This is a genomic window from Enterococcus sp. DIV1067f, assembly GCF_050543505.1.
GTDB classification, from domain to species: domain Bacteria; phylum Bacillota; class Bacilli; order Lactobacillales; family Enterococcaceae; genus Enterococcus_D; species Enterococcus_D entomosocium.
The window spans coordinates 1,974,401-1,992,791 of the sequence record NZ_CP172940.1; the positions used below are offsets into that span (position 1 = coordinate 1,974,401).

Below are 18,391 nucleotides of genomic sequence, written 5' to 3' on the forward strand. Positions count from 1 at the left end.
TCTACCTCCTAAATTGAACGAACTTTGCTTGAAATCGTTTGGTATTTTTCTTTACTAGACGGTTTGAATAAAACGATCACTCGTCCGATGATCTGAACTACTTCACAGCCGACTTTCTCCCGGATCGTTTCAGCTGCTTCGTCAGCAACCTCATCGGTATTTTGGAGCAATGAGACTTTGATTAATTCTCGTTTTTCTAGTGCTTCTTCAATTTGCGCCATCATCGCGTCATTCAAGCCGCCTTTGCCGATTTGAAAAATCGGGTTTAGATGGTGCGCTTCACTTCGTAAAAATCTTTTTTGTTTTCCTCGTAAGTCCATAATCTTCCTTCTTCCTTATACTAATGCTTTGCGTCTAAGCACATCGACACCTTTTGGCGCCCACCCGGCGATGACACATGGTTTGGTGATCGTGATCCAGCCAAGTCCAGCAAAAACGATATCGTTTTTTTCTTTGATAGAAAATTCGAAACGGACGAGTTCAGGAAAATCCGCCACTTCATCTGCTCGTGGCGGCTGCAGCAGCCCACCAACATGTTTCTCATAAAATTCATCGGCTTTACTTAATTTGGTCCGATGGATCGCTACATCATTCGCTACATAGGCAACAAACGAACTTCGTTCTCCTTGTATGAAATCAAAACGGGCAAGTCCCCCTAAGAACAAGGTTTGTTCAGGGTTCAATTGATACACTTTCGGTTTAATTTCTTTGGCTGGTGCCACGATTTTCAGATCTTTTTTACCTAAATAGTGTGCCATTTGATGACGATGAATGATTCCTGGTGTGTCGATCAAAAAGTGCCCGTCGTCCAATGGAATCTCAATTTTATCCAATGTAGTTCCAGGGAATCGCGAAGTGGTAATCAGCTCGTTGATCCCTGCTGTTTGTTTGATGATTTGATTGATCAATGTTGATTTTCCAACATTCGTCACACCAACCACATACACATCACGACCTTCACGATACGTTTCGATCGCTTGTAGCAACGCTTGGGTTTCACCCGGTTTCTTGGCACTCGTCAACAATACATCGACGGGTCTTAAACCGACTTCGTGAGCCCGTTCCTTCATCCATTGGGTCATTTTCGATTTTTTCAAAGATTTCGGTAAAATATCCACCTTGTTGCCCACTAATAAAACAGGATTATTGCCGACAAAGCGGTGCAGTCCTGGGATCAATGAACCATTAAAATCGAAAATATCGACGACATTAACGATCAAGGCTTCTTTTTCCCCGATTTCATTTAGCAGACGCAGAAAATCATCGTCGGTGAGGGAAACATCTTGGATCTCATTGTAATGGCGCAAACGGAAGCAGCGTTGACAATAGACTTCTCCTGATTCAAGTCCTTTTTCTAATGCGGATTGCGGGGTGTAGCCCAATTCATTGGGGTTCGTTGTCTGAATCACTGCCCCGCAGCCGATACAGTGAATTTCTTCGATTCCTTCTGTCATATTAAATTCCTCCACGCCATTTTAACTCTGGGTTGTGCTTCAATAAATAGTTCATGATTTTTCTTTCTGCGGCTCGATTAAATTGGGTTTTCCAAGAATCCGTTGGGATCACTGGTTTCACTAAAATACTACGAACACCGGCACGATTGGCACCTCGTACATCCGTCATGATTTGATCGCCGATCATGACAACCTCTTCTTTTTTCAAGCCTAATTGTTGATAGCCTTGTTTGATCCCTCTTGAAAAAGGTTTTAATGCGCGGTGTACGTACTTCAAACCAAAAGGCGCAACAGCCCGTGCCACGCGTTCACTATTGTTGTTAGAAACGACAATCACCGGTATGCCAGCGTTTTTCATTTCCAATAACCAGTTTTTTAATTCTTCGGTTCCATTAGGATTATTCCAAGCAATCAAGGTATTATCAAGATCGGTCAAAATCCCTTTGATCCCCTGTGCCTTTAGTTGGCTAGGGGTGATTTTATAAATCGCATCGACCATCCAAGTCGGTTTATAATTTGAAAACATAGAATCTCCTTTACTATCTGATTTCTTCGCATGTTAAAAGTCGGCGACTAGTCATCGATCCACATAGTCGATCTTTAAAAAGAAACTGTACTAGCTGTTGACAAGCAAGCAGGCAGTTTCTAAAAGGATCAGACCTCTTCAACCTGTAATTATACAATAGAATCTTTTTGAATACTAGCAAGTGCGCTAGTTTCTGCAGGTTTCTTGTAAAAGAACTGAAAAACGAAGGTGTCGAAACAACAGTTTGTTCCATCACTTCTTTAAAGTAGTCTTTTTTTCCGTCAAAAAAGCATCCTTTTACTGAAAGGATGCTTAGAAAAAGTCCAAAATTGTCATTTGCAACTGCGAGCTTCTCGCATTTTACAATACTTTACTTAAAAAATCAATGGTTCTCGGGTTTTTCGGATGATCAAAGAGCTGTTCTGGCGTTCCTTCCTCCATAATGATTCCCTGATCCATAAATAAAATCCGATCCGCGACTTCCTTCGCAAAGCCCATTTCATGAGTGACGATGACCATCGTCATTCCTTGCTGAGCCAAACGCTGCATGACAGACAATACTTCGCCAACCATTTCAGGGTCTAACGCAGAAGTCGGTTCATCAAAGAGCATCACATCCGGTTCCATCGCCAAGGCACGTGCAATAGCGATCCGTTGCATTTGTCCACCAGATAGACTTTGTGGATAGGAGTTTGCCTTATCAGGCAGACCTACATCATTCAATAGTTGCTTTGCTAGTGTTTCAGCAGCTGGTTTTGCTACCTTTTTGACTTTCGTCGGGGACAAAGTAATGTTTTCTAAAACCGTCATATTCGGAAAAAGATTGAAATTTTGAAAAACCATGCCCATTTTTTCCCGCATCTTATACAAATCATTCTTTGGATCGGTAATATCGGTTCCTTCAAAAAAGATTTTTCCGCTTGACGGTACTTCTAGTAAGTTTAAACAGCGTAAGAACGTGCTTTTTCCTGAACCAGATGGTCCAATCACCACAACGACTTCTCCTTGCTCGATCGTCGTTGTGATCCCTTTTAGCACTTGATTGCTGCCAAAGGTTTTGTGTAACTCTTGAATATCTAACATCATAGCTTGTCTTCTCCTTTTAACGACGATAGCCTTTTCCTAGTTTCTTTTCCCATAAACTCAATAGTCGCGAAGTCGTAAACGTCAAGATGAAATAAATGACCGCCGCCACATAGAAAGGCGTTAATGGTTGGAAAGAACTGGTGACAACGATCTGCGCACTATTCATCAGCTCGTAGATGCCGATCGTTGAAAGCAAAGAGGAATCCTTGATCAAAACGATAAATTCATTGCCTAGTGGCGGCAAGATGTTGCGTAGTGCTTGTGGCAATACGACATAACGCATCGTTTGAAAAGGCCGCAGCCCTAAAGAACCAGCCGCTTCTGTTTGACCGTAATCAACGGCATTGATTCCCCCTCGGACGATCTCAGCAACATATGCCCCAGAATTAAGTGAGAGCGCAATGATCCCAGGAAATAACCGCCCAAAATCAAGACTCAACACACCGATCGAGACTGTCGGCAAGGCAAACATGCCTTGCAAAAGACCAAAAGCGATCAATATCTGCACCAACATTGGTGTGCCGCGGATGACTTCAATATACGCATTAGCAAACCAGCGCAAAGGCGTCACTTTTGATAATTTCATTAGGGCAAAAATCACCCCTAGAATCGTTCCAAAGATCACGGTGATGATAGAGATCACGATGGTGATCACCACACCAGAAAGAAAATAAGGGTAATATATCGCTAAAAAGGATAAATCCATAATTGTGTCTACTCCGTTCTATCTATTGCGCCGCATTTTCGTTGGCTAGATCTGTGTTCTTTTGTACATACTCATCGATTGTACCATCTTCAATCAATTCTTTCAAAATACTGTTTAGCTCTTCTTGTAGTTCGGTACTCCCTTTAGGTAAAGCAATTGCATAAGAATCGCCTTCAGACGCTTCTAATGCTACATCAGTGATCACGAGGTCATCATTTTGTGCAACATACGATTCAGCCACCGCACTTTCAAGCACCAAACCATCGATCGATCCTTGTTTCAATTCATTGACTAGATTCGGAACTTTGGCGATGGAAACCAATTGCGAATCCGCTAATTGGTCTTGAACGATCATTTCTTGGATCGAGCCTTTTTGAGCGCCCACCTTTTTGCCAGACAAGCTTTCGATTGAATCAAATGCCGACTCATTGTTTTTATTAACAACTACTTTTTGTTCTGGTGTAAAATAGTTATCGGTGAAATCAAAAGTCTGTTTACGTTCGTCAGTTGCTGAGATGCCTGAAACAGCGATATCGGCTTTTCCTTGTTGCAAAGCAGTCAAGACAGCATTGAAATCAAGGTCCAAAATATTCACTTCGACACCAAGACGATCAGCGATCTCATTGACCATATCGATATCTGCGCCCACGATCGTATCTTTGCCATCAATCAAGGCATGAAATTCAAAGGGGGCAAAGTCAGCAGAAGTTGCCACATTCAACACACCGGCTGCTTTGATGGCTTCCAATTGGTTATCCGCCGAACCGCTGGCACTAGAACTGCCAGTACTCGATGAGCCGCCATTTCCACAAGCTCCTAAAACCAAAATCCCCGTCAATACAACAAGTGCTCCAAATAATTTTTTCATTAAAAACGCTCCTCTTCAAAACAAATATTTATGCAATATAATCTTCTTATATTCAGAATATATACATAATAGCACAGAATAATTAAATTTTAAACTAAAAACTTCGTCATTTGCACGATTTATTCAATAACACTTTTAATAAAAAAATACTAGGATACCCTCTCTCTAATCAGAGTGGATATCCTAGTTGTTAAAATCGGCGAAAACGCTGATACCTTGCCTCAAGCAATTCTTCTGTTTGCAACGTAGAAAGTTCAGCGAGTTTCGTTGAAATTGCCGCTTTCATCTGTTCCATCAATTGCTCTTTCGGTAAAAAGGCCTCTTCATGGGTTTCAGCAATCACTTTTTCAATAACGCCTAATTCAAATAGTTCTTGGGCAGTGATCTTCATTAAACCAGCAGCTTCTTTGGCCCGGCTACCATCTTTCCATAGGATCGAAGCAAAGCCTTCGGGAGATAAAATGGCATAGATCGAATGTTCCATCATCCAAACCTCATCGCCTAATGCCAGTGCTAAGGCACCGCCGCTGCCGCCTTCACCAATGATGATTGCCAAGATCGGCACCGTTAAATCGGACATTTCCATCAAGTTACGGGCAATCGCTTCACCTTCTCCCCGTTCTTCCGCGCCAATACCACAAAACGCCCCTGCTGTATTGATCAATGTGACCACAGGTCGCTGAAATTTTTCTGCTTGCTTCATTAGGCGTAACGCTTTTCGATAGCCTTCAGGATGTGGTGAGCCAAAGTTTCTGCGTAAATTTTCAGGTAGATTACGGCCTTTTTGAATACCGATCACGGTCACTGGCTTGCCATCTAAACAAGCTATCCCGCCAACAACGGCTTCATCTTCGCCAAACAGACGGTCTCCATGAAACTCTTCAAACTCAGAAAAAATGCCTTCAAAGTAATCCAGTGCCGTCAAGCGGTCTTTGCTGCGAGCGAGTTCAACGATTTCGTGGGCTGCTCTAGTCATTGCGATTCCATCCTTTCCGCGTATGCAAAGAAATCAAATGGTAGATTTTCTCCCGCAAGTTCGTCCGTGGAACGATTTGATCGACAAAGCCATGATCTAACAGGAACTCTGCCTTTTGAAAATCTTCAGGTAGTTCCTGACGAATGGTTTGTTCAATCACACGTCGTCCAGCAAAACCGATCAATGCTTGCGGTTCTGCCAGGATGATATCCCCTTCCATCGCAAAACTAGCGGTAACGCCACCGGTGGTCGGGTCCGTTAAAACCGTTAGATAAAACAAGCCAGCTTTACTGTGGCGTTTTACTGCCGCGGAGATCTTTGCCATTTGCATCAGTGACAAAATTCCTTCTTGCATCCGCGCACCACCTGAAGCGGTAAAAAGAACAACTGGTAGCTGTTTTTCGATCGCACGTTCAAACAAACGGGTGATCTTCTCCCCCACGACCGTTCCCATACTGCCCATGATGAAATTCGCATCCATGATCCCGATCGCTAACGGCAATCCTTGAACTTTTGCTTCTCCTGTGAGGACAGCCTCATGCAACCCAGTTTTTTCTTGCATTTGTGCGACTTTATCCAAATATCCAGGAAATTCAAGAGGATCTTTTGTGGTTACATCTGTGTCCCATTCTTCAAAACTTTTCTCATCAATCGTGATAGCGATCCGTTCCCAGGCACTGATTCGGAAATTATACCCGCAGTGAGGACAGACTTTCTCTGCCCCCATCTCCTTCGTATAAAGCGTTCGTTTGCAACTAGGACATTTCGCCCAAAGATTATCTGGTACGACTGGTTCGTTCGTTGGCAGCTGACCTCGATTAGGATTGATGCGAATGTAGTTTTTCTTCTTAAATAAAGCCACTCATCTTCCCTCCTATTGTTCAGGTGTCCAATTTGGCAAAAATTCCTCTTGTAAAAAGGCGGTTGTATAGTCTCCCGCAATCACTTTCGGGTGACTGATCAAGTCCATTTGGAATTCTGCATTCGTAATGACACCATCGGTCACTAATTCGGCTAGCGCCCGCTGCATTTTCATCAATGCTTCAAAACGGTTCTCGCCGTGAACGATCACTTTAGCGATCATGGAATCATAATAAGGCGGGATCGTATAGCCGGAATACATGGCACTGTCTACCCGTACACCCAAGCCTCCACCAGGCAGAAATAAATTGTTGATCTTTCCTGGTGACGGTGCAAAATTGAAGGCTGGATTTTCTGCATTGATCCGACATTCGATTGCCGCACCTGTCATCTTGATGTCTGCTTGTGTCAAGCCTAGCGGTTCACCACTAGCAACTTCGAGTTGTTTTTTGACTAGATCAATGTTCGTCACCATTTCAGTGATGGGGTGTTCCACTTGGATTCGAGTGTTCATTTCCATGAAATAAAACGCCCCAGTGTCTGCCATTAAAAACTCGATCGTGCCGGCATTGCGATACCCTACCGCTTGTGCGGCACGTACCGCTGCTTCTCCTAGCTCTGCTCGTTTGCTTTCAGAAATCACCACAGAAGGAGATTCTTCCAACACTTTTTGGTTGTTGCGTTGTAGCGAGCAATCGCGTTCACCAAGGTGGATAATATTACCAAAAGAATCACCTAACACTTGCACTTCTATGTGTCGAGCAGGATAAATGATTTTTTCAATGTACATTTCATCGTTGCCAAATGCCGCTTTCGCTTCTTGCTGCGCCGAAGCAAAATGATGAGGCAATGCTTCTTTATCTGCGACTTTCCGTATCCCTTTACCGCCACCGCCGGCCGCAGCTTTGAGCATGACTGGGTAACCAATCTCTTCAGCGATCGTTAAAGCTTCTTCCACATCAGAAATCGCGCCTTTGCTTCCGGGAATGACCGGTACTTCTGCTTCGATCATCAAGCGTCTTGCATTGATTTTGTTTCCCATTGCATCGATAGTCTCACTCTTTGGCCCAATAAAGACGATATTGCATTCCTCGCACATCGCAGCAAAGCGGCTATTCTCTGAAAGAAAGCCAAATCCAGGATGGATCGCCTCAGCCTTTGTGACGATCGCAGCGCTTAGGATCTGCTGTACATTCAAATAAGAGTCGGCTGCTTTGGCAGGTCCGATACAAATCGCTTCATCGGCAAGCTCTGTATGCAACGCTTCTTTATCTGCTTCTGAATAAACGGCGACCGTTTGAATACCTAATTCGCGACAAGCGCGAATGATACGTACGGCGATTTCGCCACGGTTTGCGATCAATACTTTAGAAAACATGTCTCACCTATCCAATCATGAAAGTCAATTCTGCTTCCGCCACTTTTTTCCCATCAACATAGGCAATTCCTTTGCCGATGCCAGCTGCAGATTTCACTTTGATTATTTCTACTTCTAAGATCAAGGTATCGCCTGGTGTTACTTTTTTTCTGAATTTCGCTTTGTCTAAACCGCCAAAGTAGGCAGTTTTCCCACGAAAGTCTTCCAATGACAATAATGCCACAGCACCTGCTTGCGCCATTGCTTCCACGATCAATACTCCAGGCATCACTGGTTCATGGGGAAAATGGCCTTGGAAAAACGGCTCATTAATGGTAACGTTTTTCTTCGCAACGACCCGTTTGCCTTCTTCTAACTCCTCAACGCGATCCACTAAAAGCATCGGATAACGATGAGGGATGATTTCTTTGATTTCTTGAATCGTTAATGCGCTCATTGCTTTACCCTTCTTTCACACGGAATAATGGTTGATTGAATTCAACGATTTGTTCGCTTTCAACCAAGACTTCAACCAATTCGCCATCGACGTCGCTGACGATTTCATTCATGACTTTCATCGCTTCAACGATACAAAGAATATCGCCTTTTTTCACGTGATCGCCGATTTGCTTAAAGTTATCTTTGTCAGGACTTGGTTTCAAATAAACGACACCCACTAATGGCGAGACAACTTCTTTGCCCTCTAAGACAGGTTTCGCCGCTTCTACTGTGTCAGGTGTCGCTGAGACAGCAGGCGTTGGTACAACAGGAGTTGGCGCAGCATTCGCTGCAGGAGCAGACGCAGGTGTAGATTGTGCATTTTGTAGCCCACTTGTCGTATTTTTATTAAAATAAAGTTCAAACGTCTCTTTTTTTAATTGAAGCTCAGTTAACGTCGATTGATCGAATTGGCTGAGCAGCTCTTTTATCTCATGTGTTTCCAATTACGCTTCCTCCCAACGTTTCAGCAAGATCACTGCATTATGACCGCCAAACCCAAGCGAATTACTCATGGCATAGGTCAATTCTGCTGGTTGGCTTTGATTGATAACAACGTTCAAGTCGATCTCAGGATCTTGTTCTGTCACGTTGATTGTTGGTGGAATAAATTGATGTTGTAATGCTAATAGTGAAGCAATGGCTTCGATTCCACCAGCCGCCCCAAGCAAATGACCAGTCATTGACTTTGTACTGCTGACATATGGTTTTTTATAGTCTTCGCCCAATCCGTATTGGATCGATGTCGCTTCTGCACTGTCATTGGCGGGCGTACTTGTACCGTGGGCATTGATGTAACCAACTTCAGCTGGGGTAATCGCCGCTTCTTGCATCGCTAATTTCATTGCTTTTCCAGCACCTGATCCATCAGGGTTTGGCGCAGTCATATGGTAGGCATCACAGTTCGCACCGTACCCTACGACTTCACCTAAAATCGTTGCCCCACGTTTTTGTGCATGCGCCAATGATTCTAAAATGAAGACGCCAGCACCTTCACCCATGACAAATCCACTACGATTTTTATCAAACGGAACGGAAGCTTTGTCAGGGTCTGATTCAGTGGTTAACGCCGTCAGAGAAGCAAAACCAGCAATACCGATTTCACAGATCGTCGCTTCTGAACCACCAGCGATCATGACATCTGCATAGCCATGCTTGATGTTTCGGAAAGCTTCACCGATTGAATGGGTACCAGAAGCACAGGCGGAAACAGTCGTCGTACAAATGCCTTTCGCACCTACCCGTAACGCAATGTTGCCGGCAACCATATTTACGATCGACATCGGTACGAACATTGGTGATACCCGATTTGCTCCTTTGTCATGCATTCGAATCACTTGGTCTTGAATCGTTGGCAAGCCGCCGATCCCCGAACCAACCATCACGCCAAAACGATCCACATCAATGGTTTCTGTATCTAACTTCGCCATTTCCATCGCTTCTAAGGCCGCATAAATTCCATAAATGGAAAAAAGATCCATCCGCTTCGTATCTTTTTTAACGAAGTACTTTTCTAACGGAAAATCTTTGACTTCAGCAGCAACTGAGATCCCTGTTGCTTCTGCGTCAAATTTTGTAATCGGGCCGATGCCGTTGGTCCCGTTTTGTAAACTTGCTAAAAAAGTTTCTGGGTCATTTCCGATTGGAGAAGTGACGCCGTATCCTGTAACTACTACTCGATTCATCTTTTCTTCCTCCTACCCTTGCATTGCCATCCCGCCGTCTACACTGATCACCTGACCAGTGATGTAGGGGCTTTTTGCTAAAAAGACTGCTGTTTGCGCAACATCCTGTGTGGAACCAAAACGCTGTAATGGAATATTTGCCAATGATTGTTCTTTGACTTTATCCGACAGCACTTCAGTCATCTCTGTTTCGATAAATCCTGGGGCGATCGCATTGCAGGTGATCCCCCGAGCGGCACCTTCACGAGCGGCAGATTTCGTAAAACCGATCACGCCAGCTTTACTTGCCGCATAGTTGGCTTGCCCGATATTTCCCGTCAAGCCGACCACACTCGTCAAATTGATGATGCGGCCTTCTCGCAACTTCATCATTTTTTTCAACGCGTGCTGCGTCATATTGAAGGTACCAGTCAAATTGATTTTGATCACTGAATCAAAATCTTCGGGTTTCATTCTCAACAATAATTTGTCATTCGTGATTCCGGCATTATTGACTAAAATGTGGATCGGTCCGACTGCCGCTTCTGCTTCCAAAAGCATGGCTGCCGCTTGATCAAAATCAGAAATGTCCCCATTGATCGCTACACATTTCACGCCGTAGCTGGTGATGCGATCGATCAGTGACTGGGGAATTTCTTTTCGTCCATTTAAAACGATATTCGCTCCTTCTTTGGCAAAGGCTTCCGCGATGGTAAAACCGATCCCTCGCGAGCTACCAGTTACAAAGACGTTTCTATTTTGCAGATCCATAAATTCCTCCTAGTTGAATTGGGCTAGTGTATCTGCCAACGTTTGGCTATCTTCTACACGCGCAGTCTGGATTTCTTTGTCTATTTTCTTCATAAAACCGCTCAATACTTTTCCTGGTCCGATCTCGATGACTTGTTGGATGCCAAGCTGCTTCAGTGTCGCAATGCTTTCGTAAAAACGCACTGGCGATTTCACTTGCAGCGTCAACAGTTCCTTGATTTGGTCTTGCTGCATCGGCTGCGCGGTCGTATTGCTGATGACAGGTACTTGCAACTCATCAAAGGTAATTTGAGCTAATTCCTGTGCTAATTGCTGCGATGCCGGTTCCAACAAAGCAGTATGGAAAGGACCGCTGACATTTAAAGGAATCACCCGTTTGGTTCCAGCAGCTTGTAACAATTCCACCGCTTTATCCACTGCCGGCGCTTCACCGCCAATGACGATCTGCTGCGGCGTATTGTAATTCGCTGGTGTCACGATCCCCACTTGACTTGCTTCTTTACAGATTTCTTCAATCGTTTCAGCGGGTGTGTTCATCACAGCAACCATTTTCCCAACACCTGCAGGCGCCGCACTTGCCATATACCGACCGCGCTTTTGCACCAATGCGACTGCGGTCTTGAAATCAAGCGCGCCACTAGCGACTAAGGCTGTATATTCACCTAAACTTAAGCCAGCAACAGCATCTGCTTCGATTCCTTGCGCATCCAAAAGTCGCCAAAAAGCTGTGCTTACTGTTAAAATGGCAGGCTGTGTATATTCCGTCTGGTTTAAACGTTCGTTTTCAGTAAAGCATAACTCGGCCATATCATATCCTAGAATAGTGCTGGATTGTTCAAACGTCTCACGAACGATTGCTTCTTGGTGATAGAGCTCTTCCCCCATTTTGGGGTACTGTGCACCTTGACCGCTAAATAAAAAGGCTGTCTTCATCTTGCACTCCTTCATTACTTTGTTCGTTGTTGTTGGAGAACATGGATTCTTGCAGTTCGTCTATGAATCAGCAAAAACACGTTCTTAAAAAGGAAAGGCTAGGCTGTCTGCCTAGCCTTTGTTTTATGCTTGTTGTTTTTCTACATATTTAACTAGATCTTCAACGGTTGTGATACCATCTTCTGTTTCGATCTTCACATCGAATTCATCTTCGATCTCGTTAATGATTTGGAAAAGATCCAAGCTGTCTGCTTCTAAATCTTCTTGGATGTTCGTGTTCAATTTGATTTCTTCTTTTTCTTTTCCTAATTCTTCTGCTACGATTTCTTGAATTTTTTCGAATACCATGTGTATATTCCTCCAATGTGTTTTTCAATAGTAATTTTGTTTCGTGAACAAGTTATAAGGTGGCTAACATAGTTCCCCATGTCAATCCGCCGCCAAAACCTGAGAACACCACTTTTTGACCACTGCCAAGGGACAGTGTACCTCGTTTGATTTCTTCATCTAGCAATAACGGAATCGAGGCTGCCGAAGTATTGCCATAATCTTGCATATTTTGCAAAAATTTCTCACGGGGTTGCTTCAGCTTGCGAGCAACTTTGTCTAAAATGCGTGAATTTGCTTGGTGAAGCAAAAAATAATCAATTGCTTCATCTTGTATCAGATCATTGATCGAGGCGACCACATCACGCGTCGCAAAATCAAAGATTTCTCGTCCAATCATTTGCATACAAGCACTATACGCCGGAGCGTTTTGTGAAAAAGGATTCTCATTCGTGCGAAAACCAGATGTTAAGGACATGCCTCGCGTCCCATCTGCTTTTAAAGACTCTTTGAGCAAATGCTGCTCTGAAGATGCTTCCAACAATAGACCGCCGGCACCATCTCCGAATAAAACAGCCGTCGAACGGTCGTTCCAATCCAAGACTTTTGAAAGTACTTCTCCACCGATGACCAATCCTTTTTTAGCGCCCGTTCGAATCAGTTTTTCAGCCATAGACAATGCATACACGAAACCAGCACATGCTGCACTGATATCAAAAGCAAAGGCATTGACTGCCCCAATCGCCCCTTGGACTTGGCAAGCAACCGCCGGTGTATTGAAATCCGGTGTGATCGTCGCTACCAAGATAAAATCCAGACTTTCTGCTGAAAGCTGAGCATCTTGCAAGAGCGTTTGAGCGACGCGAATACAAAGGTCTGAAGTGTTTTCGCCGACAGCGACTCTTCTTCGTTTGATTCCCGTGCGAGAATGGATCCATTCATCTGAAGTATCCATCAAATTTGATAGATCATCATTTGTTACGATTTTTTCTGGAACATAACTTGCAGTCGCGGTAATTTTTCCAAACATATTCATCCATTATTCTCACTTATAATCTTGTAAAAAGTCATGCAGATTTTTCAGTGCTTTCAACAGTGCCTGTTCCTCTTCAGGAGACATCTGACTCAAGACACCCTTCACCATCTCACGATGAAAATGCTGATGAACACGATAAAGGAGTTTTCCTTTTTTCGTCAAACCTAGTTTGACGACTCGCCGATCATCTTCACTGCGAATCCGTTCTACATATTCTTTTTTCACCAAACGATTGATCGCGATGGTCAAAGTCCCAACAGTGATCGAAAGCTCTTTGGCAACTTCAGTCGTGGTCTTTTTTTTGTACATCCCGATGGCTTCGATGGTATGCATTTCGGTAATTGAAAGGTCTTTGAATTGAGATTTTTTCAATTCAGATTCTTCAATCACTAAGATGTCATTAAAGACGCTGACTAAGTAGTCATTAACTGTTTCTAAATTGGGTTCCATAACCTTCACCATCCGAATACTTTGATAATCAAATCATTTGATAGTCAAACTATATCGGAAGTTATTGAGAAATGCAAGAATTTTTTCGAACTTTTTTTATTTTTAAGCGCATTTTTATTTAAGAATTGATTTTCTAAGATTTTAAAAGCTGCGAGTTGACAAAATAATCCGTTTCCGTTATAGAGAAATTTCCTTTGAATGTCAAAGTTTATCATTGCGTTGCTTCCACTCTATTTCTAATTTTTTCTTGTCAATGGCCAGCAAACGTTGCTCTCTTAAGCTTCATCTGCTACTCTTTGAAGGAAGGAGAGGAAAGATCGATGAATCCGAACAAAGAGTTTCTAAAAAACAAAGCAAATGCACTCCCTGAAAGGCCTGGCGTTTATCTAATGAAAGATCAACACAACGAAGTCTTGTATGTGGGAAAAGCCAAATCATTGAAGCAGCGTGTCGTTTCCTACTTCCGAAAAAACCAGCAGCATGCCAATAAGGTACTTCGACTTGTTTATAATGTCGTTGATTTTGAAACCATCGAAACAGATACCGAATTGGATGCACTATTACTTGAATGTCGTTTGATCCAAGCTTTTCATCCTATCTACAACCGCCAAATGAACCATTCAGCGAACTATTGCTTTGTTGATTTGACGAATCATAGCTTCACGATCACTCAAACACCACAAATTGGCAGTTATGGCCCCTTTCGACAAACAAAAAAATTGCCTGTGTTGTTTCAATTATTGTCAGAAACGTTTCAATTGCCGACTGTCAACGAACTGACGCTATTAACCTTACGTAAGCAACTCCCTCAAATGGAGGCGTATTCCTTGGAAGAGAAGTGGCGAGAGATCGGCTGTTTTTTTGCAGGAAAGAAGACCGACTGTTTTTCACTCCTTAAAAAACGCTTGGCATACCTGATTGATCACTTATTGTTTGAACAAGCTAGTGTACTGCAGCGAGAGATCCATCTAGCAGAAAGCTTTTACCAAGAAATCGTGAGGGTCAATCAGTTCATTCAAGAACCGGAAGTGATTTTTTCGATTCCCCAGGAGCCAGTATCACAGACGACTCAACTCAAATACTATCAAGTCAGCTTTGGTAAGTTGATCCAAACAAACATTCTTTCTCCCGAAGAAAAATTCCAGCCACTTCCGCCATCAAGCGCTGCGCTTCCTTTAGCCCCGGAAGATCTCGATCCATTAGGGATCATCCTTAATCACCTGTATCGCCAAGAAAAAGCAGCAGAAAAATAAAAAACAGCAAGCCCAAGTAGGCTTGCTGTATAGAAATGAGAAAGCGACGACGAACGTCCCACTCATTCTTATTGGATCAAATCATAGATTTCCATGGCTACAATATCAACATTATCAAATTGATAAGATTGACTTGATTCTGCTTCCGTTAATTCAAACGTTTCTGTCGAATTGTCATAAGTAACGGTACATTTTTCGACGCCTTCTTTTTCAAAACGACGTACTTGAACTTCATTGTCTTGCGCTTCGACCATCGCTTCTAAACGTTTGATGATAGCGACTAATTGCGAACTTTTCATTCGTAAGCCTCCTTTTTCTGTCCGTTATATTGTATCAAAACATCCTCTATCTTGCATTGATTTTTCGTATTTTTTTTGTCATTTTAAGATTTTTTTCCATCTTGCCACCAAAGTTTAATCAGCGCCTGCGTTCCGTCATTTTCATAGCCTTTTTCAGCCAACTGATCATACAATTTTTTAGCTAAAGTGGTGCTTGGCAAATCCAATCCCATCTTCTTGGCTTCATCCAGAGCGATCCCCAGATCTTTGATGAAATGTTTGACAAAAAAACCTGGTGAATAATCCTCTTTTAGGATACGTGGACTGTAATTCGTCATGGACCAATTGGCTGCACCACCGCCAGAAAGGGTGTCAATCACTCGTGGTAAATCTAGACCCGCTTGGTTCGCATAGACCAGCATTTCTGTCATCCCCGTCATGGTGCCGGCAATCATGATCTGATTGGCCATTTTCGTATGCTGCCCCTTTCCAGCCCCTCCTTGAAGTTGAAACGTCTTTCCTAATACTTCAAAAAGTGGTTTTACTTGTTGGTAAGCTTCTTCATCGCCACCAACCATAATCGTTAGCGTGGCGTTTCTCGCACCAAGATCACCACCAGAAACTGGCGCATCAATACTCGCTGCTCCTTTTTCCTTCGCTGTCTGGTAGATTCGTTCTGCCAAATCAGGTGTGCTGGTTGTAAAATCCACCAATGTTTTGCCCGTCACAGCCGTTTGAAAAATCCCTTGAGGCCCATAGTAAACCTCTTCAACGTCGGATGGATACCCAACCATTGTAAAGATGATTTCACTTTCTGATGCAACTTCTGTTGGGGTGTCACACCAAATTGCTCCATTCGCAACGAGTTCATCTGTTTTTGCTTTCGTCCGATTGTAAACATTCACTGTATGTCCTGCAGCTAAGAGATGACCAACCATCGCTTGACCCATGACACCAGTACCGATAAATCCTAATTTCATGCAGATCCCTCCAAAATAAAAAAGTTCATGTCTTTAGTATACGCTAAAAACATGAACTTGCGAAAATTTTCTGTTTAATCGATCGTTCGGCGAAATGCCTTTAATTTTACTTTGAATTTTTCTAACGTCTGCTCGGTTTCTTTCTCGATGCGTTCGGTTTCATAATAGGCAACCATATCATGGTAGAAAGACAGCATCGACTCACCAAAGCGTAATGCCGAGATCTCGTACATCTTCCTAGAAAGAACTTCGGGATCAGCAGGAATCTTTTGTTCATAATAATCAATAAATGCTTTTGCGAAATCCCGATCACTCTCAAAGGTGACGCCTAACGATGGATCATCGATCAAGGTGTTTAAGTAATCATTGCCTTCAACGACTAATGGGGTCCCAGCAGCCATTGCTTCCGTGTATGTCAGTCCTTGTGTTTCTGAAGTAGAGGCACTGACGAAGTAATCGGCAGCGTGGTAATAGATCGCCACTTTATCATTCGCCACTTCGCCGACAAATTGAACATGGTCAGTTAGCGCCATATCCACCACTTTTTCTTCTAATTTTTCTTTATGCGGACCTTTCCCAACGATCACTAATTGCGCATCAGGAATCTTGGTTAGAATTTCCGGCATCCCATCGATGATCGCTTGGATATTCTTTTCATAAGAAATACGACTGAGGGAAAGCAGCATGGGTTGATCCTCAGTGATGCCTAATTTCTCCCGCAATTCTTTTTTCATTTCAGATGTAATGTCCGGTCGACGAAACTTCTCGACTTCGATCCCTGTGGGGATGATCCGCATCGGTGAAACCACACCATACCCCCTCAGCGTATCGATGACTCGTTCACTTGGACAAACAACACCTGTCGAGTGGTTGGCAAATAGCCGCGAAAGATATTTCACGTGAGACGGCCGTAAGACCTTCCCATTGGCGATGTAGTGCAAGTAGTCTTCATACATCGTATGGTAGGTATGGATCACAGGAATTTGCAATTTGCGCCCCACCATTTTCCCTAACATCCCAGAGCCAAACTCGGTATGGGTATGGATCAATTCCAACTCTAACTCTTTGGCGATCAAATAGGCATACAACATGCCGCGCACTACGATTCGCCGATCTTTGAAGGACACAAACGGGACACTTGGCATGCGAATGATATCTTCTTCGTCTAGATCAGCATTGGGATCGGTCGTAGTAAAGATATACACTTTATGGCCTTTTTTCTCAAGCTCTTCTTTCAATGTCTTGATCGATGTCGCCACACCACTTACCTGGGGGAAGTAGGTGTCTGTAAAAAATCCGATTTTCAAAACGGTACCTCCAAACTTTACATTAGTTTCTTTATTCCGTATTCATCACTTTTGTATAAACTTCTTTTAGCTCATATCCGATTTCATCAATACTCTTTTGCTTGGCCGTTTCATAACCCGCTTCACTTAACTGTGGCAACGTGCCATCTACGATTCCTTTGATTTTCTCGATAAACCCTTGATTGGTTTTCTCCATGTATGCATTGTGCCCATTGCTTAGCCACCCTTTATATACTGGAATATCCCGAACAAGCACATTTTGGTGGCTGGCTAACGCCTCAAGGACCACGATCCCTTCTGTTTCTTCATAGGAAGGAAAGAAGAACAGATCAGCCGCTGAATATGCCCCTTCGATGATGTCTCCTTTGATATAGCCGGGAAACAGCACATTTTCTGGATGGTCTTCATTGACAAGGTCGCGAATCTGCTTAGGAATCGTCATCATTGGTGTATGACCAAACCAGATAAACGTATATTCAGGCAATTGTCTAGCTATCTCTACAAAATCAAGAATGCCTTTTCGTTCAAAAAACAAGCCGACCGATATAATGACTTTTTGATCAGGTAAAAGCTGAAAATACTCACGAAAGGCTTTTTCTTTCTCATGATCCGGCTGATATTTGTCAAGATCGATCCCGTTTGAGATCGCTTCGATCGGCACTTGGATACCATACCCTTCCAAAAGTTCTTTCGAATAAGGGGTCGGGGTGATCAATTGATCGGCTCTGGAATAAAGATTGATCAAATATTTTTTATATAATGGCGAAAGCTGATTTGAACCGATAAATGAATTCCGAAAATCCTCTTCTGTAGAATGGGCATGGTAAATCACTTTTTTTCCTTGTCTTTTGGCTTTATTGACCATATGCATACTATTGATTCCATACGTGTTGATGTGAAGAATGTCATAATCCTCATCATTTTTATCAAGAGTAAAAGGAATCCCGACAGATGTCAGCGCTCGTTGCTGATGGGCCAATGCGCGACCGATACCTGATTTAGCTAATAATTTTTCTCCTTCAAAATAAAGAAGTACTTTCAAAGATGATTCCTCCTTGGA

Annotated in this window: 22 protein-coding genes; 1 reads left to right on the forward strand and 21 read right to left on the reverse strand. The window is 43.1% G+C overall.

The window, feature by feature from the left end; genetic code table 11:
* Window positions 1-8: 8 nt before the first annotated feature.
* The 17 genes from yhbY to fabT all read right to left on the reverse strand — a co-directional run bounded on the left by yhbY (window position 9) and on the right by fabT (window position 13,513).
* A complete protein-coding gene (yhbY, locus tag IGJ42_RS09175; RefSeq protein ID WP_005225905.1) occupies window positions 9-320 on the reverse strand; it encodes a ribosome assembly RNA-binding protein YhbY in 312 nt (103 codons plus the stop codon).
* Window positions 321-335: 15 nt separating this feature from the next.
* Complete coding sequence (gene yqeH / locus IGJ42_RS09180; protein ID WP_194188502.1) at window positions 336-1,454, reverse strand: ribosome biogenesis GTPase YqeH; 1,119 nt, start codon at window positions 1,452-1,454, stop codon at window positions 336-338.
* 1 nt (window position 1,455) lies between these two features.
* Window positions 1,456-1,980, reverse strand: coding sequence for a YqeG family HAD IIIA-type phosphatase (locus IGJ42_RS09185; protein ID WP_086332431.1), 525 nt, complete (start codon window positions 1,978-1,980; stop codon window positions 1,456-1,458).
* A gap of 360 nt (window positions 1,981-2,340) precedes the next feature.
* Entirely contained in the window at window positions 2,341-3,066 is a 726-nt protein-coding gene (locus tag IGJ42_RS09190; protein WP_430615227.1) for an amino acid ABC transporter ATP-binding protein, read from the reverse strand.
* A 16-nt stretch (window positions 3,067-3,082) separates the two neighbouring features.
* The gene (locus tag IGJ42_RS09195; RefSeq protein WP_005225900.1) at window positions 3,083-3,772 is read right to left on the reverse strand and encodes an amino acid ABC transporter permease; all 690 of its coding nucleotides are present in this window, start codon (window positions 3,770-3,772) and stop codon (window positions 3,083-3,085) included.
* 22 nt (window positions 3,773-3,794) lie between these two features.
* Window positions 3,795-4,640, reverse strand: coding sequence for a transporter substrate-binding domain-containing protein (locus IGJ42_RS09200; RefSeq protein WP_005235588.1), 846 nt, complete (start codon window positions 4,638-4,640; stop codon window positions 3,795-3,797).
* A gap of 190 nt (window positions 4,641-4,830) precedes the next feature.
* Window positions 4,831-5,616, reverse strand: a complete 786-nt coding sequence (locus tag IGJ42_RS09205; RefSeq protein ID WP_005235587.1) for an acetyl-CoA carboxylase carboxyl transferase subunit alpha — start codon at window positions 5,614-5,616, stop codon at window positions 4,831-4,833.
* Window positions 5,609-6,478 carry an acetyl-CoA carboxylase, carboxyltransferase subunit beta gene (gene accD / locus IGJ42_RS09210; RefSeq protein WP_430615229.1) on the reverse strand — a complete coding sequence of 290 codons (870 nt, stop codon included), beginning with the start codon at window positions 6,476-6,478 and terminating at the stop codon, window positions 5,609-5,611. The genes IGJ42_RS09205 and accD overlap by 8 nt, the downstream gene beginning before the upstream one ends.
* A 12-nt stretch (window positions 6,479-6,490) precedes the next feature.
* Entirely contained in the window at window positions 6,491-7,855 is a 1,365-nt protein-coding gene (locus tag IGJ42_RS09215) for an acetyl-CoA carboxylase biotin carboxylase subunit (protein ID WP_005235585.1), read from the reverse strand.
* Window positions 7,856-7,862: 7 nt separating this feature from the next.
* Window positions 7,863-8,291, reverse strand: a complete 429-nt coding sequence (gene fabZ / locus IGJ42_RS09220; RefSeq protein WP_005225895.1) for a 3-hydroxyacyl-ACP dehydratase FabZ — start codon at window positions 8,289-8,291, stop codon at window positions 7,863-7,865.
* A 4-nt stretch (window positions 8,292-8,295) separates the two neighbouring features.
* Window positions 8,296-8,778 (reverse strand): acetyl-CoA carboxylase biotin carboxyl carrier protein, encoded by a 483-nt coding sequence (gene accB / locus IGJ42_RS09225; RefSeq protein WP_101699135.1) that lies wholly within the window; start codon window positions 8,776-8,778, stop codon window positions 8,296-8,298.
* Complete coding sequence (gene fabF, locus IGJ42_RS09230) at window positions 8,779-10,017, reverse strand: beta-ketoacyl-ACP synthase II (protein WP_016610185.1); 1,239 nt, start codon at window positions 10,015-10,017, stop codon at window positions 8,779-8,781.
* Window positions 10,018-10,029: 12 nt separating this feature from the next.
* Window positions 10,030-10,767, reverse strand: a complete 738-nt coding sequence (gene fabG, locus IGJ42_RS09235) for a 3-oxoacyl-[acyl-carrier-protein] reductase (protein WP_008378189.1) — start codon at window positions 10,765-10,767, stop codon at window positions 10,030-10,032.
* A 9-nt stretch (window positions 10,768-10,776) separates the two neighbouring features.
* Window positions 10,777-11,700, reverse strand: a complete 924-nt coding sequence (gene fabD / locus IGJ42_RS09240; protein ID WP_430615232.1) for an ACP S-malonyltransferase — start codon at window positions 11,698-11,700, stop codon at window positions 10,777-10,779.
* 123 nt (window positions 11,701-11,823) lie between these two features.
* A complete protein-coding gene (locus tag IGJ42_RS09245; protein ID WP_005225890.1) occupies window positions 11,824-12,048 on the reverse strand; it encodes an acyl carrier protein in 225 nt (74 codons plus the stop codon).
* A 52-nt stretch (window positions 12,049-12,100) separates the two neighbouring features.
* Window positions 12,101-13,063 carry a beta-ketoacyl-ACP synthase III gene (locus tag IGJ42_RS09250; RefSeq protein WP_005235580.1) on the reverse strand — a complete coding sequence of 321 codons (963 nt, stop codon included), beginning with the start codon at window positions 13,061-13,063 and terminating at the stop codon, window positions 12,101-12,103.
* Window positions 13,064-13,072: 9 nt separating this feature from the next.
* Window positions 13,073-13,513 carry a fatty acid biosynthesis transcriptional regulator FabT gene (gene fabT, locus IGJ42_RS09255; protein ID WP_008378199.1) on the reverse strand — a complete coding sequence of 147 codons (441 nt, stop codon included), beginning with the start codon at window positions 13,511-13,513 and terminating at the stop codon, window positions 13,073-13,075.
* A 320-nt stretch (window positions 13,514-13,833) separates the two neighbouring features.
* Between fabT and IGJ42_RS09260 the strand changes: the two genes are divergently transcribed.
* Window positions 13,834-14,766, forward strand: a complete 933-nt coding sequence (locus tag IGJ42_RS09260) for a GIY-YIG nuclease family protein (RefSeq protein ID WP_005235574.1) — start codon at window positions 13,834-13,836, stop codon at window positions 14,764-14,766.
* A gap of 68 nt (window positions 14,767-14,834) precedes the next feature.
* On the opposite strand, the gene IGJ42_RS09265 is transcribed toward IGJ42_RS09260, so the two are convergent.
* The 4 genes from IGJ42_RS09265 to IGJ42_RS09280 form a co-directional block, all read right to left on the reverse strand.
* Window positions 14,835-15,065 (reverse strand): YkuJ family protein, encoded by a 231-nt coding sequence (locus IGJ42_RS09265; RefSeq protein WP_005225886.1) that lies wholly within the window; start codon window positions 15,063-15,065, stop codon window positions 14,835-14,837.
* Between the two features lie 83 nt (window positions 15,066-15,148).
* Complete coding sequence (locus IGJ42_RS09270) at window positions 15,149-16,024, reverse strand: NAD(P)-dependent oxidoreductase (RefSeq protein ID WP_005235572.1); 876 nt, start codon at window positions 16,022-16,024, stop codon at window positions 15,149-15,151.
* Between the two features lie 74 nt (window positions 16,025-16,098).
* Window positions 16,099-17,331: a glycosyltransferase family 4 protein gene (locus IGJ42_RS09275; RefSeq protein ID WP_005235570.1), complete on the reverse strand. Its 1,233-nt coding sequence runs from the start codon at window positions 17,329-17,331 to the stop codon at window positions 16,099-16,101.
* Between the two features lie 31 nt (window positions 17,332-17,362).
* Complete coding sequence (locus IGJ42_RS09280) at window positions 17,363-18,373, reverse strand: glycosyltransferase (RefSeq protein WP_005235568.1); 1,011 nt, start codon at window positions 18,371-18,373, stop codon at window positions 17,363-17,365.
* Window positions 18,374-18,391: the final 18 nt, after the last annotated feature.

Coding starts and splice junctions, on each gene's coding strand:
- fabF (WP_016610185.1), bottom strand. CDS start 10,017: ATGAATCGAGTAGTAGTTACAGGATACGGCGTCACTTCTCCAATCGGA.
- IGJ42_RS09245 (WP_005225890.1), bottom strand. CDS start 12,048: ATGGTATTCGAAAAAATTCAAGAAATCGTAGCAGAAGAATTAGGAAAA.
- IGJ42_RS09195 (WP_005225900.1), bottom strand. CDS start 3,772: ATGGATTTATCCTTTTTAGCGATATATTACCCTTATTTTCTTTCTGGT.
- IGJ42_RS09185 (WP_086332431.1), bottom strand. CDS start 1,980: ATGTTTTCAAATTATAAACCGACTTGGATGGTCGATGCGATTTATAAA.
- IGJ42_RS09215 (WP_005235585.1), bottom strand. CDS start 7,855: ATGTTTTCTAAAGTATTGATCGCAAACCGTGGCGAAATCGCCGTACGT.
- fabT (WP_008378199.1), bottom strand. CDS start 13,513: ATGGAACCCAATTTAGAAACAGTTAATGACTACTTAGTCAGCGTCTTT.
- fabG (WP_008378189.1), bottom strand. CDS start 10,767: ATGGATCTGCAAAATAGAAACGTCTTTGTAACTGGTAGCTCGCGAGGG.
- IGJ42_RS09200 (WP_005235588.1), bottom strand. CDS start 4,640: ATGAAAAAATTATTTGGAGCACTTGTTGTATTGACGGGGATTTTGGTT.
- IGJ42_RS09260 (WP_005235574.1), top strand. CDS start 13,834: ATGAATCCGAACAAAGAGTTTCTAAAAAACAAAGCAAATGCACTCCCT.
- IGJ42_RS09205 (WP_005235587.1), bottom strand. CDS start 5,616: ATGACTAGAGCAGCCCACGAAATCGTTGAACTCGCTCGCAGCAAAGAC.
- IGJ42_RS09190 (WP_430615227.1), bottom strand. CDS start 3,066: ATGATGTTAGATATTCAAGAGTTACACAAAACCTTTGGCAGCAATCAA.
- fabD (WP_430615232.1), bottom strand. CDS start 11,700: ATGAAGACAGCCTTTTTATTTAGCGGTCAAGGTGCACAGTACCCCAAA.
- IGJ42_RS09270 (WP_005235572.1), bottom strand. CDS start 16,024: ATGAAATTAGGATTTATCGGTACTGGTGTCATGGGTCAAGCGATGGTT.
- yqeH (WP_194188502.1), bottom strand. CDS start 1,454: ATGACAGAAGGAATCGAAGAAATTCACTGTATCGGCTGCGGGGCAGTG.
- IGJ42_RS09250 (WP_005235580.1), bottom strand. CDS start 13,063: ATGAATATGTTTGGAAAAATTACCGCGACTGCAAGTTATGTTCCAGAA.
- yhbY (WP_005225905.1), bottom strand. CDS start 320: ATGGACTTACGAGGAAAACAAAAAAGATTTTTACGAAGTGAAGCGCAC.
- IGJ42_RS09265 (WP_005225886.1), bottom strand. CDS start 15,065: ATGAAAAGTTCGCAATTAGTCGCTATCATCAAACGTTTAGAAGCGATG.
- fabZ (WP_005225895.1), bottom strand. CDS start 8,291: ATGAGCGCATTAACGATTCAAGAAATCAAAGAAATCATCCCTCATCGT.